This window comes from Kribbella sp. NBC_01510, assembly GCF_045040325.1.
Taxonomy (GTDB): Bacteria; Actinomycetota; Actinomycetes; order Propionibacteriales; family Kribbellaceae; genus Kribbella.
The window spans coordinates 7,421,339-7,438,042 of record NZ_CP109418.1; the positions used below are offsets into that span (position 1 = coordinate 7,421,339).

Genomic DNA, 16,704 nt, shown 5'->3' on the forward strand with positions numbered 1-16,704 from the left:
AAGAGGCGGAATGCGGGCCATAAATACAGTTTCCACGGGTCAGGCCGGCGGTGCTGAGGCGACCAGCGCGAGGTCCTCGGCGTACGCGGTCTCGAGGGCTTCGTCCCAGGGCTCGGACTCCGCGGCGAGAGAATCGAGGACGGTTTGCGGTCGGGTTGCGCCCGAGATGACCGACAACACGGGTGACGAGGCCAGCAGAGCGCGTAGCTGGAGGCGTTGCAGCGAGACGCCACGGGCATCGGCCATGGCGGTCAGCCGGGGTGCCGCGGCCGCAGGTCGAAGGGGTGAGTAGGCAAAGAACGGCACTTCGTTGGCCTCGCACCACGCGAGCACCTCGAGCGACTCGCGTCCCATGGCGCTGTGGTGATTCTGTACGGCGTCGACGCGAGCGACCGTGGACGCTCTCTCGAGCTCGGCCACGCCGACGTTCGACAGACCGATCCGGGCCACCTTGCCCTCATCACGGAGCGACGCCAGAGCACCGACGCCCTCCTCCACAGGCTGCTCGGCCAGGTCGACTCTGTGGAGGTAGTAGAGATCGACGCGCTCGCCTCCGAAGACCCGCAGGCTCGTCTCGACGTCGGACCGGATCCGCGGCGCGCTGATATCCGCGTCCCAGGTGGTCGCCCCGGTTCGCGAGTGACCACCCTTGGTCCCGACGATCGCGCTCGTACCCCGGGCGGCTTCCGCGGCCAGCTCCTCGCCGTACAAGGGCTTGTCGACGTGGGCGTACGCGCGGGCGGTGTCGAGGATCGCCGTACCCGCGGCGAGGCCGGCTCGGATCGTTGCCAGATCGGCGGACCGATCGCGGGGTGCGAATGACAGGCCCGCCACCCCGAGGGCGACGCGACCGACGAGCTCCTTCACCCGTGCCTCCTGACTCCGAGCAGGAGCCTAGTCCGCTGCCGGCCCCGTCGCGCTCGGCGATGGAGTGTCTGACGCCGGGGCGCTCGGCGTGGGGGTGTCGGTCGGAGGCGTGCTCGAGGGAGAGGTTCCCGTCGACGGAGTTCCCTGCGTGGGAGCGCTGGGGGTGGTGCTGGGCCGGGTGGACGCGCTCGGCGACGTCGTGGTGGTGCCGGCCGTAGGGCTGCTCGACGTTGCCGGCTGGGAGGCGCTTTGCGACGGAGTGGTCGGGTTTGCGCGGCTCGCCGTACCGGAGCGGGTGGGGCCGGTAGTGGATGCGGTGCTCGTCGCGGCGGGGTTCGACTCCGGCGTTGCGGAGGTAGGGCCCTGTCGGGGGCCGACCTCGGTGCTCGGGGGCAATCTTGGGTCGTTGCCGTTGAGCAAGACTCCGGCCACCACGGCCCCTGCCGTCGCGAGGAGGGCGATCCCCCCGGCCAGCACGGTCTTCCTGCTCATCCGGTTCGGCGGCTCCAGCGGCTCGAGTGGGCTGGTTGCGATGCTCGGAGCCTCGGCAACGGGAACGACGACGGGACCGAGGTCGGCTCCGAGTGGCTCGGCGCGCAAGGCGCCGGTCGCGATCTCTGCGGCGGACGGACGGTCCGCGGCCTCCTTGGCGAGCATCTGGAGCAAAACGGTCTCGAACGGTCCAGCGAGTTCGGGGCGGGCCACACTCGGCGGCGCCGGAGGAGTGTCGACGTGCTGGTAAAGAATCGCTGTCGGGTGCTCGGCCGTGAACGGCGGCTCACCGGTGACCAGCTGGTAGAGCACGCAACCCAGCGCGTACACGTCGGACGGCTTGCCGGCCTGCCCGCCTCTGGCTCGCTCGGGCGAGAGGTAGTGCGTGCTGCCGATGATCTGGCCGGTCGCCGTCAGCGTGCTCGACCCGTCACCGGGAACATGAGCGATACCGAAATCCGCGACCTTGACGGTCCCGTCCGCCGCCAGGAGCAGGTTGCCCGGCTTCACATCCCGGTGGACGACATCTTCGCGATGCGCGGCGGCCAGGCCCGCGGCGGCCTGTTCGATGATGTCGATCGCACGCTCTTTCGGCAGGGGCCCGTGCTCGGCGAGCTCCGCGGAGACCGTCCGGCCTTCGACCAGCTCCATCACCAGGAAGAAGCCGTCGCCGTGTTGGCCGAAGTCGTACACCGACACGACGTGCGGGTCGCTCAGCCTCGCGGCGGCTCGCGCCTCGCGCTGGAATCGGGCAGCTCCGCGCGCGTCGTGACCGGACGGCAGCAGCAACTTGACCGCGACCACACGTTCCAGTTGTTCATCGGTGGCGCGGAAGACCTCGCCCATGCCGCCCCGCCCGAGAGCGGGCCCCAGTCTGTAACGCTTCGCAACCAGCATTCGCCCCCCGTACCCAGCCTCGAAACGAACCAACCGATCTCCAACGCCCGAGCTTATACAGCGTGATGACGGCCGACCGCGGGGCCGAGCGCGATCGCCGCCAGGACGAACACGGCCGCGATGGCCAGCCAGCCGATCGGGCCCCAGGTCACCGCGAGTGCCGTGAATGCGACCGGGCCGACGATCGACTGGAGTTGCAGCCCGAGCCGGAACGCTCCTTGGTACTGAGGCCGTTGGTCGGCTGGGGACAGTTCGCTGACCAGCCCCCAATGCCCTGCTGACTGGAACAGTTCGCCGAGCGTGATGGCGGCGTACGCACCGACCAGCAGGCAGACCGTCACCCAGGCGGCGGTCCCGGCGCTGATCGGCATCACTAGGCAACCAACGGCGATACCGGCCGCAGCCAGGCGGGAAGAGCGGACCGCGCCGTGCGCCGTGTTCGCGCCGCGCGCCGCCCAGACTTGCAGACCGACCGCCAGCACTGTGTTGAGCGCGAACAACCAGGCGAGTACGGCGTGCGGCGCGTCGGTCCGCTCGACCAGCCAGAGAGGGAAGACGACCATCAGCAGGACCTGATGCGATCCGAGTACGCCGTTGAGCAGCGACACCACCATGAACCGCCGGTCCCGGAGGACCGCGAACCGTGAGACCTGCTGGTCGGAACGCCGGTGTGGCGAGGCCGGCAACCGCGAGATGAGCAGGGCGGTGACCAGCATCAGCCCCCCGGCGAGCGGGGGAACCACCATGATCACCGTTCGGCTGCCGCTCGCCAGTGCGAGCCCGCCGAGTAAGGCTCCCGCGGTGAATCCCAGATTCAGGGCCGAGCGGTTGAACGCCATCAACCGCACTCGCTCCCCCGGCGCGAGGACGTCCAGCGTGTAGGCGCCCCGGCCCGAATGCCCGGCGGACTCGGCGATGGCCAGGGCCGCGACGATCACCACGAACGCGAGGAACCCGCGAGCCAGCGGATACGCGAAGTAGATGCATCCTTCGATCAGCGCGGCAAGCAGCCAGGCGCGCCGCGGGCCGATCCGGTCGGCAACCGCACCGAGCGGAACCGCCGCGACGAATCCGAGAGCCCCGGCGATCGAGATGCCGAGGCCCACCTCGGCAGCTGACAGGCCGACGATCGTGGTGAAGAAGACGGCGTTCCCGGACAGGAAGAATCCCGAGCCCACGGCATACAGAGCCGACTGCAGGCACAGCGCTCGCGGCAGCCCGGCCGGAGGAAGCAATCGTTGTGCCCGGGTGAGCGGGGTGGCGACAGTCATGCCGGGAATGGAACCCGATGACGGCGAGCCGCGAAATCGATTCGTTCTCAGCCGAATCGTCAGCGACACTGGACCCGTGTTCATCACCCGATTCGGGACCCGGAAACGGTCCGGGCCGGCCTGGAGGCCGTTGGCGGGCACCTGCCGCTGACCGACCTCGGCCGCCGGCTTCAGGCCGAACCCGAACGTGGTCTCCCGCTTCTGGTCGCGGCGCTGGCCACCTGGTGGCGGCTGGCCATCGAGCCGGCCTGGGCCCGGATGCGAACGCTGCTGGAAGCCGACATCGCGTTCCGCACGCGTGCCCTCGCCGACTACGGACCGGGCCGGATGCTCGCCGACATTCATCCGTCCCTGACGTGGACCCAAGGGCGGTTGGAGATGGACTGGCACCATCGCATCGAGCGGGAACTCCGCGGGGACGGAATGCCGCTGGTCCCCAGCGTCTTCCTCGCCGGGCGCCCCGCCTTCGCCGTTCGGGCTGCCTCGCCACATGCCATGTACTACGCCGCCCGGGCGATCGGCACGCTCTGGGAACGCGCTCCACAGCCGACCGGCCGCCCATTGGCCCGGCTGCTCGGCGACACCAGGGCCAGGATGCTGGCGATTCTCGACGCGCCGCAGACCACCACCCATCTGGCTGAACGACTCAGCGCGGCTCCCAGCAGCATCTCGGCCCATCTCAAGGTGCTGTACGACGCCGGCCTGGTCAGCCGGAACCGCCAGGGCAGACAGGTTCTGTACGTCTGCACCGAACTCGGCCGGAACCTGGCCGGTCACTGACAGCCCAGGCTCTGCGCTTGAAGCGGAGGGGAGGATCAGGCTGTGGATGACGTCAGGGTTCGCGAGCTGGTCGGCAGGCGGTTGCCGGGGTGCCGGGTCGAGGGTGTGGAACTGATCGGGGCCGGGATGGACAACACGGCGTACGTCGTCAACGGTGACATCGTGGTCCGGTTCGCCAAGGACGTTGCGGCGGCCCAGGTGGAGCGCGAGGCCCGCCTGCTCGGAGTGGTCGCGGGGATCTCGCCGCTGGCGGTCCCCGATCCGCTTTTCGCCGAGGCGGACGAGGGGTGTCTGGCTTATCGGATGGTGCGGGGAATCCCGCTGATCGAGTGGGACTCGCCGTACGACGGGCTCCTCGTGGCGGAGCAGTTGGGGGCGTTCCTGGGTGCGCTTCACTCGGCTCCGGTCGAAGCGTTCGATGGTCTGGTGGCGCCCGATGTCGTGCCGCTGAGCGATTGGCTCGAGGAGGCCGCCGAAACCTTCGAGGCCGTCCGAGACCAGGTGCCGGACAGTCGTAGGCCGGCGATCACCCGCTTTCTCGCCGCGGAGCCACCGGCAGAGCCCGATTCGCTCGTGTTCTCACACAACGATCTCGGCATCGAACACGTCATGGTCGACCCCGCGTCCGGAGCGGTCACCGGGGTGATCGACTGGACCGATGCCGCCCTGGTCGACCGCGCCAACGACTTCGGCCTCATCTACCGAGATCTCGGACCGGACGCACTCGCGGCGGCGCTCGTGCAGTACGGAACGGCCGCGACCGATCAGCTGGTCGACCGGGCGATGTTCTACGCCCGGTGCAGTGTCTTCGAAGACCTCGCCTTCGGAGTCGAGACCGGACAGAGCCGCTACGTGGACAAGTGCCAGCGAGCCCTGCACTGGCTGTTCCCGTAGCAGTCGAGGTCTGCCCGTGTGGACTTGGCTGCGAGGATGGCCAGGTGGACATCGTGCGCAGGAACAATGTCGTCGTCACCGGCAATCCGGACGGGCCGGCGGTGGTGCTGGCTCACGGGTTCGGTTGTGACCAGAACATGTGGCGGCTGACTGTTCCTGCCTTGGCCGCGGATCACCGGGTGGTGCTCTTCGACTATGTCGGTTCCGGCCGATCCGATCTGTCGGCCTTCGACGAGCAGCGCTACTCCACGCTCGACGGGTACGCCGAGGACGTGGTCGAGGTGTGTGCCGCGCTCGACCTGACCGACGCGGTGTTCGTCGGCCATTCGGTCAGCGCGATGATCGGCGTACTGGCGGCGCAGAAGGATCCGAAACGTTTCGGCGCGTTGGTCATGGTCGCCCCGTCCCCCTGCTACGTCGATGACGGTGACTACCAAGGCGGCTTCAGCGTCCAGGACGTCGACGAACTGCTGAGCTCGCTGGAGTCGAACTATCTCGGCTGGTCCGCCGCGATGGCTCCGGTCATCATGGGTACGCCGGACCGTCCCGAGCTCAACCAGGAACTGACGAACAGCTTCTGCGCCACCGATCCCGCGATGGCCCGCGTCTTCGCGCGGACGACGTTCCTGTCCGACTCCCGTGCCGATCTGGCCACGGTCCGGGTGCCGACGTTGATTCTCGAATCGGCCCAGGACGTCATCTCCCCGCGACAGGTCGGCGCCTACGTGCACGCCGCCGTCGAAGGCTCGACCCTCGTCACCTTGGACGCCACCGGTCACTGCCCGCACCTGTCGGCACCCGAGGCCACCAACAAGGCCATCGTGGGCTTCCTCGCGGACCTGAGGTGACCGACGAGGAGGCGTACGACGCCGCGCCGTGCGGCCTCCTGTCGACGTCGATGGACGGCACGATCGTGAAGGTCAACAGCACGTTGCTGGACTGGCTGGGCCTGCCCCGGGATGCGGTGGTCGGACGGCTTCGGTTCCCCGACCTGCTGACCGTCGGCGGCAAGCTCTACCACGAGACCCACTTCGCTCCCCTGCTGCGGATGCAAGGTGAGGTCAGCGGCGTCGCCCTCGAGCTGAAACAGGCCGGCGGTGCCCGGATGCCGATCCTGGTGTCGTCGGTCGTCAGGTACGACGACAACGACCAGCCGGTGCTGATCCGGACGACGATCTTCGACGCGCACATCCGGCGCGCGTACGAGGAAGAACTGTTGCGGGAACGCCAGGCGGCCGAGCACGCACGGCGCCAGGCGGAGGCGGATCGTGCCCGGCTGCAGGACGCCTTGGCCGTCCTCCAGCAATCGTTGCTCCCGGCCACTATGCCGAAGGTGCCGGGACTGACCACCGCGGCGTACTACCACACGGCGTCACCCGACGAACTCGGCGGCGACTTCTACGACCTGTTCGCCATCGACGGTGAACGCTGGGGTTTCTTTCTCGGTGACGTGTGCGGCAAGGGGCCTGCGGCTGCCGCGATGACCTCGGTGGCTCGCTATACGTTGCGAGCCGCAGCAATGCATGACCCGGCTGCGGCGCTAGGGACGCTGAACGCCGTACTGCATGAGCGGTATGCCGGCGGCGACCTGCGGTACTGCACGGCGGTCTTCGGGACGCTGCGGAGCAACCCCGTGACCGGCCAGGTCGCCGTACGTTTCGCGTCGGGAGGTCACCCACCACCGCTGTTGGTGCGCGCTGACGGACGTTGCGAGTTCCTCCTCAGCCAAGACGGCACGTTGATCGGCATCCTGCCGTCCTCGAAGTTCCCGCAGACCGACGTCACGCTCGAGCCGGGCGACATGTTGCTGCTCTACACCGACGGGCTGACCGAAGCGCGGGTCAACGGCGATTTCTACGGCCCGGAATCCCTGCGAACGCTCGCCACTCAGTACGCCGGAACGTCACCGACTGCACTCGTCGGAGCACTCTCCGACGTGCTCTCCGGCTTCGGGCCACGGCTGGCCGACGACACCGCTCTGCTCGCTCTCGGAGCCCCGATTCGCCCGGACGACGATCTGTGAGCTGATTCCCCGCCGTCTGTCCGAGCGGCCTTCCGGAGCGAGGCATCATATGCGCATGGACGATTCAGCTCGGCTCTCCGGCGTTCGGAGCCACAGCGCGAACCCGCCGGCCGAGTCGGCCGCGACGGACGACCGCGCGGCGTTCGGAGCGGATGCCTTCGCCCGCCTCGCGGTCGAACTCCACCACGCGGAGGGAATGACCGAGACGGTCGAGGCAGTCGTGCAGTTCGCGCTCCAGGCGGAGGCCTGTTCGTACGCCGGTGTCATGCTCACGGTGCGGGGCAGCCGGGAGATCGCTGCGGTCACCGACCCCCTGGTCAGCGAGCTCTATCAACTGCAATGCGAAATCGGCGAGGGTCCGGTCCTGACCGCGCTCACCGAGGGAGTCTCGGTCTATGTCCCCGAGGTCAAGATCGAGACGCGGTGGCCGGCGTGGACCGCACGGGTCACGCAGTACCGGGTCGGATCGGCCCTGCATGTGCCGATGTGGGCCGGCGACCAGCTCATCGGCGTGCTGTCTCTGTTCAACACCCAGCCGAACGCGTTCACCGCGGACGACGAAGCGATCGCCCACATCCTGGCTCGGCATGCCTCGGTGGCCGTTGCCTCGGCACGGGACGACGAGACGATGGCCGCGGCGGTGGACGCGCGGAAGCTGGTCGGACAGGCGATGGGCATTCTGATGGAGCGCTTCGACCTGGACGAGACCCGCGCGTTCGAGATCCTGAAGCGCTACTCCCAGCAGCACAACACCAAGCTGCGCGATGTCGCGCAGGAACTGATCGACACCCGGAAGCTCCGAGGCACGCACGGTGAGTGACGAGCACCTGTCCGTCGACGTACTGGATCGCGGGGCGGACGTCGTGGTCAGGGTCTCCGGCGAGCTGGACTTCGGCACCACCGCCGGCTTCCTGAAGGTCGTGCAGCCGCTGGCTGAGGCCGGGCGCTCCGTGATTCTGGATCTGGCGGAGCTGGCGTTCTGTGACTCGAGCGGTCTCGCAGTCTTCGTCAGGCTCCACAAATTGGCCGAGGACGCCGGCGGCAACCTGTGTCTGGCACGGCTGCGGCCGCAGCTCGAGTCGACGATCAAGCTGACGATGCTGCACCGTCTCCTGGTCATCCGCGACGACATTCCCGAACCGGCCTAGGTCATCCGTTTGCTGGGGTGCGTAAGAATCGCGGCACGGGGCACTAGGGAGGCAGCGCCCACATCTTCTCCGGGGAAAGAGGATCGTGACTGACTTCTTCACTGAAATCAACGGCCATCGAGTGGTGGAACTCTCCCGGATGGGGCGCTCGAGCGCCACCCCTGTCTGTCTCCTGTGCGGCGCGCATTTCACCGACCGCGCCGAGATCGAGAACACGACCTGCCCAGCCGCCGGCCCGGCCTACGGTCACGACCTCCTCAGCGACCCGGCCGACGGCCTCCTCTACTGCACCCGCTGCCCCTTCGTGGCCTACGACCTGAACGACGCCGCCACGGACCCGATCTGCCCCATGCCTCTCCAGCCATGGGGATCTGCCGGGCCTCCAGGACGGCCCTGACCCGCAAGGCCAGAGCCGCCCGGTGCCGGGGCTCGACCCTCCTCGCGACCCAAGACAGAGTCAAGACGATCGTGCAGTCTGGGTAAGGCCTCGAACACTGCGAACCAGGGAGAGCTCTGATGGATGTTGGTATCGGTCTGCCGTCCACGATTCCGGGTATTCGCGGACGGCTGGTCCTGGACTGGGCGCGGGCTGCCGAGGAGGCCGGGTTCTCGACCCTCGGGACGCTCGACCGGATTGTGTACGGGAATCTGGAGCCGATCTCGACGCTTGCCGCCGCGGCGGCGGTGACCGGGCGGATCGGCTTGACGACGGCCATCATGATCGGCCCGTACCGCGGCAACGGTGCGCTGCTGGCCAAGCAGTTGGCCACCGTGGATCGCCTCTCCGAGGGCCGGCTGACGGTCGGCATCGCGGTGGGATCGCGCCCGGACGACTTCGAGGCGACGGCATCGCCGTACGAGAAGCGCGGAAAGGTGTTCGACGCACAACTCGCCGAGATGCGGGCGGTGTGGGCCGGTGAGTCGCGGGGGTACGCCGGTGCGATCGGGCCGGCCCCGATGCGACCAGGCGGTCCCCCGCTGCTCATCGGTGGTGGGTCTCCGGCCGCCTTCCGCCGGATGACCGAGTACGGCGCCGGCTGGATCCTCGGCGCCGGCGGACCGGACGCCTTCACCGCCGCAGCCGACAAGGCCAGAGGTGCGTGGCGCGAGGCAGGACGTGAAGGTGAGCCGCGCCTGGTCGCCATCGGATACGTGAGCCTCGGCGACGAGGCCGAGCAGCACGCGCGGAGCTATCTCGGCGACTACTACAGCTTCGCCGGTGCGTACGCCGACAGGGTCGTGGGCAGTGCCCTCATCACCCAGCAGGCGGTCGCCGACACCGTCGCCGGCTTCACCGCCGCGGGCTGCGACGAATTGATCCTGTTCCCGGCCAACCCCGACCTCCAGCAGATCGAGCTGATCGCCGCAGCCGCCGGCCTGAGCTGACTCACGCCTCGGGGATCACGATGCCGAAGTTCTCGCGGGTGATCTGCTCCGGCTTCGGACCACCGCGTACGCCGGTGTCGAGCGCGTCGATCGCGGTCAGCTGCTCGGCCGTGAGCTCGAAGTCGAAGACGTCGAGGTTCTCCGCGATCCGCGCGGGCGTGACCGACTTCGGGATGGCCAGACGACCCTGCTGCAGATGCCAGCGCAGCATCACCTGGGCGGGCGTCTTGCCGTGTGCCGCCGCGATCTCGTTGATGGTCGCGTCCTCGAGGGTGCTCCCGTGAGAACCGTCGCGGTAGAAGGTGATCCCACCGATGGGCGACCACGCCTGGGACAGGATCCCGTGCTCGGCGTCGACCGCCAGCACCTCGGACTGGCGGAAGTACGGGTGCACCTCGAGCTGGTTGACGGCCGGCACCACGGAGGTTGCCTCGAACAACCGGGCCAGGTGGTCGGCCATGAAGTTGCTGACGCCGATCGCGCGGACCTTGCCGTCGGCCAGCAGCGTCTCCAGCGCCTTGTAGGCGCCGATCGTCAACTCGAACTCGCCAGGAAACGCCTGGTGCAGGATCAGCAGGTCGAGCTGCTCGATCCCGAGCTTGCCGGCACTCTTGTCGAAGGCGTGCAACGTCTCGTCGTAGCCGTAGTCGGTGATCCAGACCTTCGTCTCGACGAAGACCTCGGAGCGGTCGAGACCGGAGCGACGGATCGCCTCGCCGACCTCGCGCTCGTTGAGGTACGCCGCGGCCGTGTCGACGTGCCGGTAGCCGGTGGCCAGCGCTGTCTCGACGGCGGCGATGGTCTGGTCCGGCGGCGTCTGGAAGACACCGAAGCCGATGGCCGGCATCTCCACACCGTTGTTGAGCTTGAGCAGAGGAACAGTCATGCCGGCCACGCTAGACATCCTCACTCCGGCGCGGGAGTGACTGCCGAACCACGCATTGGCAGTACCTGGTTCAGGACTGTGGAGCCCGATCTGTCTGCTGCCGCTCGGTGGCGGACCAAGTGGCCAGGAGTTTGAGCTGGTCCTCGGCGTGGCTGCCTGCCTCGGCCGAATACGCGATGACGACCAGGTCGTCGCCGGTGAGCTCGAGCGCGTCACCGGTCAGCTCGATCTCGCCGACGACCGGATTGCGCAGGCGCTTGCGGGCGGTGCTGTGAAGACGCACATTGTGCCGGGCCCAACGACTGGCGAACGGATCGCTGCGAGTGGTCAACTCGCCGATCAGGTCCCTCAAAGCCTTGTCCTCGGGGTTGCGCCCCGCCTCGCGACGCAAAGCCGCGACCAGATCGTCGGCGACGGTGTTCCAGTCGGCGAAGAACCCCGCCGACCGCGGATCGAGGAACACGAACCGCGCCACGTTCACGGGCAGCGTGTCGAGAATGCCGTCGTACAAGGCCACGCAGAGGTCGTTCGCGGCGACGACGTCCATACGAGCGTTCCGGACGTACGCCGGCGTACCCGTCATGCCGGTGATGATCGCGAGGATGCTGGGCCGCACTCTGGCCGGTGCCTTCTTCGCCCTGGCGGACCGGACCGGCGCCGACGCCGCGTGGGCGAGGTCGAACAGGTGCTGGCGCTCGGCGTCGTCCAGCCGGAGCGCAGCGGCGAGCGCCTCGAGCACCGGCCCGGAGACTCCGGCGAGGTTGCCGCGTTCGAGCCGGGCGTAGTAGTCGAAGCTGACGCCTGCGAGGGAGGCGACCTCCTCGCGGCGCAGCCCGGGCACGCGCCGCTTGTCGTCGTACGTCGGCAGGCCCGCCTGCTCCGGCGTGATCCGGGCGCGGCGGCTGACGAGGAAGTCATGTACGTCCTGGCGGTTGTCCACGTCATCGACCGTAAAGGCGTCCGGCGTCACGGAACAGGTATTGCCAGTGCCTGCCTTCATTCCTCGGTCAGCACGATCAGCGCCTTGACGAAGCCGTCGGGCTTCGCGCGGAGGTCGGCGTACGCCCGGTCGAGGTCACCCAGTGCATAGCGATGCGTGAACAGCGACGCGTAGTCGATGCGGCCGCTGGCGGCGACGTCGAGCCCACGGCGGATGCTGTCGGTGAGCCGCCGCTGATCCCGGACGTGGCCGTTGATGACGTCGAGGGCCTTCCAGTTCCAGGCCTGCATGTCGACCGTACGGGCGCCCTGGTGGTAGCCGACGATGTCGAGCGCGCCGCCCGATCGAGTGAGCATGGTGGCTAGGTCGAGGCCGCCCTGCGTCCCGCTCACCTCGAACACCACGTTGAACGCGTCGGCCAACTGGGCCACCTCATCAGGGTCGAGCGCGGCTGACGCGCCGTACCCGAATGCGGCCCGCTTCGCGTCCTCTCGTACGTCGATCGCGACGAGCTCGCCGATTGCGCTGGTGGCGAGCAACTGGATCAGGCAGAGACCCATGAAGCCGGCCCCGACCACAGCAACGCGATCGCCGGTGTCCAGCCGAGCGCGCCGCAACGCCTCGACGACGCAACCGAGCGGCTCACCGATGCCCGCCTCGAAGCTGAGTCCGGGCGGGACGACGACGGCGTCCTCGGCCGGTACGACGATCAGCTCGGCGAACGAATCCGTCAGCCGGCCGGTGACGACGTCGCCGATCGCGATTTTCTCGACACCGCCGCCGACCTCGACGACCCGGCCGACCGGTTCGTGCCCGAGCGTCATCGGAGCACCGTCGGTCGGACCGCGCGACCAGGCCGGCAACTCACTGGCACACAGGCCGTTCGCGACCACCTGGATCAGGAGTTCGCCTGGGCCGGGCGCACGGACCTCGATCCTCTCGATCTGCGAGGTCGCCGGCGCGACGACGACGCTGCGGTGGGCTGCGTATGTCACTTCACGGCTCCTTGCATCAGAGCTTTGACGAAGTTGCGCTGGAAGATCAGGAAGATCACCAACGAGGGCAGGATGATCAGCAGCGATCCGGCGCACAGCAGCACGATGTCGGTGCCGTACTGGCCTTGGAAGGCGCCCAGCCCGCCGGCCACGGTCCGCTTCGTCGGGTCGTCGACGAGGACGAGCGGCAGCAGGTACTGGTTCCAGCTCGCCAGGAAGAAGAGCACAGCCAACGCGGACCAGGCGGACGTGGCCAGTGGGAGATGAACGCGGCGGAACGTCTGCCAGGTGGTGGCGCCGTCGACCTTCGCGGCTTCGGTGAGCGCCGGCTCGGCGCCGAGGAAGTGCGCGCGCATCCAGAAGACGCCGAAGGGCATCAGCAGTCCGATCAGCGGCAGCACGATCGCCAGTCTCGTACCAAGCAGGCCCATGCCCCGGAGGTCGTAGTACAGCGGGGTGATCAGCGCCTCGAACGGCAGGGTGAGCCCGACGATCAGAAGACCGTAGATCGCCTTGCCGAAGGGCACGTTCAGCTGCGCGAGGGCGTAGCCCGCGGCGGTTGCCATGGCGACCGTGGCCGGGACGACGCCCAGCACGATCAGCGTGCTCGAGCGGAACAGGGCGAGGAAGTTCGCCGCGTTCCATGCGTCCACGAAGTTGTGCCAGTGCGGGTCGCTCGGCCACGTGAGTCCCTGGGGCGAGCTGCCCGGCGCCGCGAGCGCCGTGGTGAACATGCTCAGCAGCGGCACGATCGCGAACAGCATCAGCGCGAGCAGGATGCCGGTGCGCGTGACGCGGTGAGCCGTCATCTCTCCCTCCCGAGACGCTGGATCGGCCAGATGAGGACCAGGACGAGCGCGGCCAGGAACACCGCGAGGGCCGAGGCCTGACCGACATGCTGCTGCAGGAAGGTCAGCCGGTAGATCTGCACGCCGGGCACCATCGTCTGGTAGCCGGGGCCGCCCTGGGTCGAGATCTGGATGATGTCGAAGCTCGCCAGCGCCGCGATCATCGTGAACGTCGTACAGACGACGAGTTCCCGTCGCAGCCCGGGCAGTGTCACGGCGAAGAACTCGCTGATCCGCCCGGCGCCGTCCAGCCGGGCCGCCTCGTACAGCGCCGGGTCGATCTTGCCGATGCCGGACAGCAGCAGCACCGTACAGAAGCCGAGCATGACCCAGACCCCGATCACGCCGACCGCGGGCAGGGCGAACGTGAAGTCACCGAGCCACGCCCGGGTGTGCCGTTCGAGGCCGACCGCGCGCAGGACCTGGTTGACCAGACCGTTCGACGAATACATCCAGGTCCAGGCGATGCCGGCCGCGACCAGCGGCAGCACCTGCGGGATGAACAGCATCACCCGGGCGGTCGTGTTGAACGCGCTGGGCCGGAGTTCGCGGATGAGTGAGGCCGCGACCAGCCCGAGCCCGACCGGCAGGACCGTGTAGAAGACGATCAGGATGAACGCGTGCTCCACGGAATGCAGCAACTCCGGCCGGGTGAAGATCGCCTTCCAGTTGTCCAGCCCGGCCGGCCTCGACGGGCCGATGCCGTCCCAGTCGTAGAACGAGTACTGAACGGACTGAAGCATCGGGTACAGCACGAACACGGCGTACATCGCGAACGCCGGCGCGACCCAGAGCAGCGCGCTCCACTGCCTGGGCCGCCGTACGTTCCGGGGTCGGTTCGCCACCGTCACTGCCCGAGGTCGCGCTCGTAGTCGGCCTGCACCTTGGCCGCGTACGCCGCGGGCGTCGTCTTGCCGACCAGCAGCAGCTGTGTTTGCGGGATCAGGCTGTTGACATGGATCGAGGCCGTCGCGTCAGCCATGAAGCCGACGAGCCCGTTGCTCTTCAGCAATTCCTGGAACGCGCTGACGGTGGCGGCAACCGCCGATCCCTCCGGCGCGGTCGGCGCCGAGGCATCCGAAGGGCCTGCCGGCACCAGGCCGCCGAGGTTCACAGTGTCCTGCCGCGCCTTTTCGTTCGTCTGTACGAAGTCCAGGAATGCGGCCGCGACGTCAGCATGGGCCGACTTCGCCGGGATCCCCAGGTTGGCGGCAGCGGTCATCGCGTACGACGGTCCGCCGGCCTCTCCCGACGGGAACAGGAAGAACCCGAACTGGCCCGCCCCGCCCTTGTCCAGACCTGGCGCCTGCCAGTTGCCGCTCGGGAAGAACACGCCGTTGCCCTTGAGGAACTCGGCCGGCGCGCGGGTCTGGTCGATGTCGTTCACATCGGGCGGCAGGTATCCCGCCTGTCCCCAACGCTGCAGTGTGGTGGCAGCCTTCACCGTCTCCGGCTTGTCGATACTCGCGCCGGGCTTGGCGTAGTTCCAGTCCTGGACGGATTGTGCGGCGTCCGCCGACGACATCACCAGGTTCTGCAGTGGGTAGACGCTGCCGCCGTCCTTGCCGTTGATCATGATCGGCTGCAGCCCGACACCCTTCGCCTTGGCGAGCAACTGCTCGAACTCGGCCACGGTTGCCGGTGGCTGCGTCATGCCGATCTGCTGCACGAGCTTCTTGTTGTAGTACACCCCGGTCAGGCCGAAACCGGCGCCGGCGGCGTAGAGCGAACCTGTCCCCCGCTGCTTGCCGTCCGGCCCGACGCGGGTGGAGTCGAACTGCGACTGCGGCCATTTGTCCCACCCGTACGCCTTGGCATACGGATCGAGGCTGGTCAGCAGATGGTCCTCGATCAAGTTGCCGAGCTGCGAGACGCGGACGAGGTCCGGAACGTTGCTCCCGGCAAGGATGTGCGCGATGTTCGTGGTCAGGGTGGCGTAGTCCTGGTTGTCCACCTTGACCGTGACATTGGGGTACTTGGCGTGGAAGAGCTCGCCGAGGGCGGTGTAGAACGGCACGTCGACGCCGCTGTTGACGAGCAGCTTCAGCGTGACGGGCTCGGTGCCGACGCCGGTGGACACCGGCCCGGACGACGCCGGGCCGGCGTCGGAACTGCCACCGGGCGCGCAGGCGGCGAGGAGCATGGTGGCGGTCGCGGCTACGGCGACCACCCGGACGATTCCGCGGTACTGGGTCAGCGATCGCACGAGAACTCCTTCGAAGGCTGGATGGATGGGAACGCACGACGTACGGCGTCGCCGGCCACGTTGACGGCGTGCTGCGCGTCGGTCATGACGCTGAACATCTCGAAGAAGCCATGGATCTGGCCCGTGTACTCGGCCAGCTCGACCGGTACACCGGCTGTCCTGAGCCGCTCTGCATACTCCTCGGCCTCGCCGCGGAGGAAGTCGTGTTCGGCGGTGATGATCGTCGCCGGCGCAACGCCGTCCACCGACTGAACGTGCAGCGGGGACGCGTACGGCGCCTTGCGGGCCGTTGGGTCGGGGACATACGTCTCCCAGATGTGCTCGAGCCGCCGGTAGCTGTTGGCGCCGAAACCCGGCCGGCCCGCGAAGGTCGCGTACCGCTGCCGGAACGCGACCTTGTAGTCGGTGTCCTCGGTGCTGTCGAGCACCGGGTAGACGAGAAGTTGGGCCGCCAGCTCGACACCTTCGTCGCGCGCCTTGAGCGCCGCCGCCGCGGCGAGATTGCCGCCCGAACTGTCGCCACCGACCGCCAGGCGGTCGAAGTTGCGCCGCGCCCAGGCGATGGCGGTCCACGTGTCGTCGAACCCGGCCGGGAAGGGATGCTCGGGCGCGAGCCGGTAGTCGATCGACAAGACCGCGCAGGCTGCCCGGTTCGCCAGCGCGCGGGCGACGCAGTCGGCGGTGTCGAGGTCGCCGTGCATCCAACCGCCACCATGCGCCCAGACCAACACCTCCCGCTCCGCGCCCGCGGGCCGGTAGAGCCGAGCCGGTACGCCGTCCGCGCCGATCGACTCGACCGACGCCACCGGCGCGGGCTCGCCGGACACGGCCAGGACCTTCTCGCGCGCGTCCGTCCGCACCATCGCGATGTCGGCGCTCCACGGGTCGGGCGACGGGCCGGAGCTGTCCAGGAAGGCCTGGACCTGCTCGTGTGGCCGTGGCGTCGTGTCCTCGTCGTGGCCAGCTGCACGCATCGCATCCGTCCTCTCGGCATTCCAGACTGAGTACTCAGTCTGTTTTGCAAAAGCTACCGAGTACTCAGTCGGTTGTCTATGCTTGGCGACAACCGTC

18 protein-coding genes are annotated in these 16,704 nt (G+C 68.5%); 8 read left to right on the forward strand and 10 right to left on the reverse strand.

From position 1 onward, the window contains the following. Nucleotides 1-39 precede the first annotated feature (39 nt). From OG558_RS36465 to OG558_RS36475, 3 genes are read right to left on the reverse strand one after another with little or no spacing between them, the layout of a single operon-like run. Nucleotides 40-867: an aldo/keto reductase gene (locus OG558_RS36465; protein ID WP_405067066.1), complete on the reverse strand. Its 828-nt coding sequence runs from the start codon at nucleotides 865-867 to the stop codon at nucleotides 40-42. A gap of 27 nt (nucleotides 868-894) precedes the next feature. Continuing rightward, nucleotides 895-2,256 (reverse strand): protein kinase domain-containing protein, encoded by a 1,362-nt coding sequence (locus OG558_RS36470; RefSeq protein ID WP_405067067.1) that lies wholly within the window; start codon nucleotides 2,254-2,256, stop codon nucleotides 895-897. Between the two features lie 53 nt (nucleotides 2,257-2,309). After that, nucleotides 2,310-3,527 carry an MFS transporter gene (locus OG558_RS36475; protein WP_405067068.1) on the reverse strand — a complete coding sequence of 406 codons (1,218 nt, stop codon included), beginning with the start codon at nucleotides 3,525-3,527 and terminating at the stop codon, nucleotides 2,310-2,312. A 258-nt stretch (nucleotides 3,528-3,785) separates the two neighbouring features. On the opposite strand from OG558_RS36475, the gene OG558_RS36480 reads away from it, so the two are divergent. The 8 genes from OG558_RS36480 (at nucleotide 3,786) to OG558_RS36515 (ending at nucleotide 9,758) form a co-directional block, all read left to right on the forward strand. Further along, nucleotides 3,786-4,307, forward strand: coding sequence for an ArsR/SmtB family transcription factor (locus OG558_RS36480; RefSeq protein ID WP_405067069.1), 522 nt, complete (start codon nucleotides 3,786-3,788; stop codon nucleotides 4,305-4,307). Nucleotides 4,308-4,349: 42 nt separating this feature from the next. Next, a complete protein-coding gene (locus OG558_RS36485; protein ID WP_405067070.1) occupies nucleotides 4,350-5,201 on the forward strand; it encodes a phosphotransferase family protein in 852 nt (283 codons plus the stop codon). A gap of 53 nt (nucleotides 5,202-5,254) precedes the next feature. Further along, nucleotides 5,255-6,049 carry an alpha/beta fold hydrolase gene (locus OG558_RS36490; protein WP_405067071.1) on the forward strand — a complete coding sequence of 265 codons (795 nt, stop codon included), beginning with the start codon at nucleotides 5,255-5,257 and terminating at the stop codon, nucleotides 6,047-6,049. Beyond that, nucleotides 6,046-7,224, forward strand: coding sequence for a PP2C family protein-serine/threonine phosphatase (locus tag OG558_RS36495; RefSeq protein ID WP_405067072.1), 1,179 nt, complete (start codon nucleotides 6,046-6,048; stop codon nucleotides 7,222-7,224). Before OG558_RS36490 ends, OG558_RS36495 begins: the two co-directional genes overlap by 4 nt. Nucleotides 7,225-7,279: 55 nt before the next feature. Further along, nucleotides 7,280-8,044 (forward strand): GAF and ANTAR domain-containing protein, encoded by a 765-nt coding sequence (locus OG558_RS36500; protein ID WP_405067073.1) that lies wholly within the window; start codon nucleotides 7,280-7,282, stop codon nucleotides 8,042-8,044. Next, nucleotides 8,037-8,372, forward strand: coding sequence for an STAS domain-containing protein (locus tag OG558_RS36505; protein ID WP_405067074.1), 336 nt, complete (start codon nucleotides 8,037-8,039; stop codon nucleotides 8,370-8,372). Before OG558_RS36500 ends, OG558_RS36505 begins: the two co-directional genes overlap by 8 nt. 85 nt (nucleotides 8,373-8,457) lie before the next feature. Then, nucleotides 8,458-8,769, forward strand: coding sequence for a hypothetical protein (locus OG558_RS36510; RefSeq protein ID WP_405067075.1), 312 nt, complete (start codon nucleotides 8,458-8,460; stop codon nucleotides 8,767-8,769). Between the two features lie 119 nt (nucleotides 8,770-8,888). Continuing rightward, the gene (locus OG558_RS36515; protein ID WP_405067076.1) at nucleotides 8,889-9,758 is read left to right on the forward strand and encodes an LLM class flavin-dependent oxidoreductase; all 870 of its coding nucleotides are present in this window, start codon (nucleotides 8,889-8,891) and stop codon (nucleotides 9,756-9,758) included. Nucleotide 9,759: 1 nt separating this feature from the next. On the opposite strand, the gene OG558_RS36520 is transcribed toward OG558_RS36515, so the two are convergent. The 7 genes from OG558_RS36520 to OG558_RS36550 form a co-directional block, all read right to left on the reverse strand. Continuing rightward, nucleotides 9,760-10,644: an aldo/keto reductase gene (locus OG558_RS36520; protein ID WP_405067077.1), complete on the reverse strand. Its 885-nt coding sequence runs from the start codon at nucleotides 10,642-10,644 to the stop codon at nucleotides 9,760-9,762. A 70-nt stretch (nucleotides 10,645-10,714) separates the two neighbouring features. Next, nucleotides 10,715-11,584: a helix-turn-helix domain-containing protein gene (locus tag OG558_RS36525; RefSeq protein WP_405067078.1), complete on the reverse strand. Its 870-nt coding sequence runs from the start codon at nucleotides 11,582-11,584 to the stop codon at nucleotides 10,715-10,717. Between the two features lie 56 nt (nucleotides 11,585-11,640). Continuing rightward, on the reverse strand, nucleotides 11,641-12,579 hold the full coding sequence (locus OG558_RS36530; protein ID WP_405067080.1) for an alcohol dehydrogenase catalytic domain-containing protein: 939 nt from the start codon (nucleotides 12,577-12,579) through the stop codon (nucleotides 11,641-11,643). Beyond that, nucleotides 12,576-13,388, reverse strand: a complete 813-nt coding sequence (locus tag OG558_RS36535; protein WP_329476545.1) for a carbohydrate ABC transporter permease — start codon at nucleotides 13,386-13,388, stop codon at nucleotides 12,576-12,578. Before OG558_RS36535 ends, OG558_RS36530 begins: the two co-directional genes overlap by 4 nt. Continuing rightward, the gene (locus tag OG558_RS36540) at nucleotides 13,385-14,272 is read right to left on the reverse strand and encodes a carbohydrate ABC transporter permease (protein WP_405067081.1); all 888 of its coding nucleotides are present in this window, start codon (nucleotides 14,270-14,272) and stop codon (nucleotides 13,385-13,387) included. The genes OG558_RS36535 and OG558_RS36540 overlap by 4 nt, the downstream gene beginning before the upstream one ends. A 2-nt stretch (nucleotides 14,273-14,274) precedes the next feature. Next, nucleotides 14,275-15,633 (reverse strand): ABC transporter substrate-binding protein, encoded by a 1,359-nt coding sequence (locus OG558_RS36545; protein WP_405067082.1) that lies wholly within the window; start codon nucleotides 15,631-15,633, stop codon nucleotides 14,275-14,277. Beyond that, entirely contained in the window at nucleotides 15,621-16,607 is a 987-nt protein-coding gene (locus OG558_RS36550) for an alpha/beta hydrolase (RefSeq protein ID WP_405067083.1), read from the reverse strand. Before OG558_RS36550 ends, OG558_RS36545 begins: the two co-directional genes overlap by 13 nt. Between the last annotated feature and the right edge of the window lie 97 nt (nucleotides 16,608-16,704).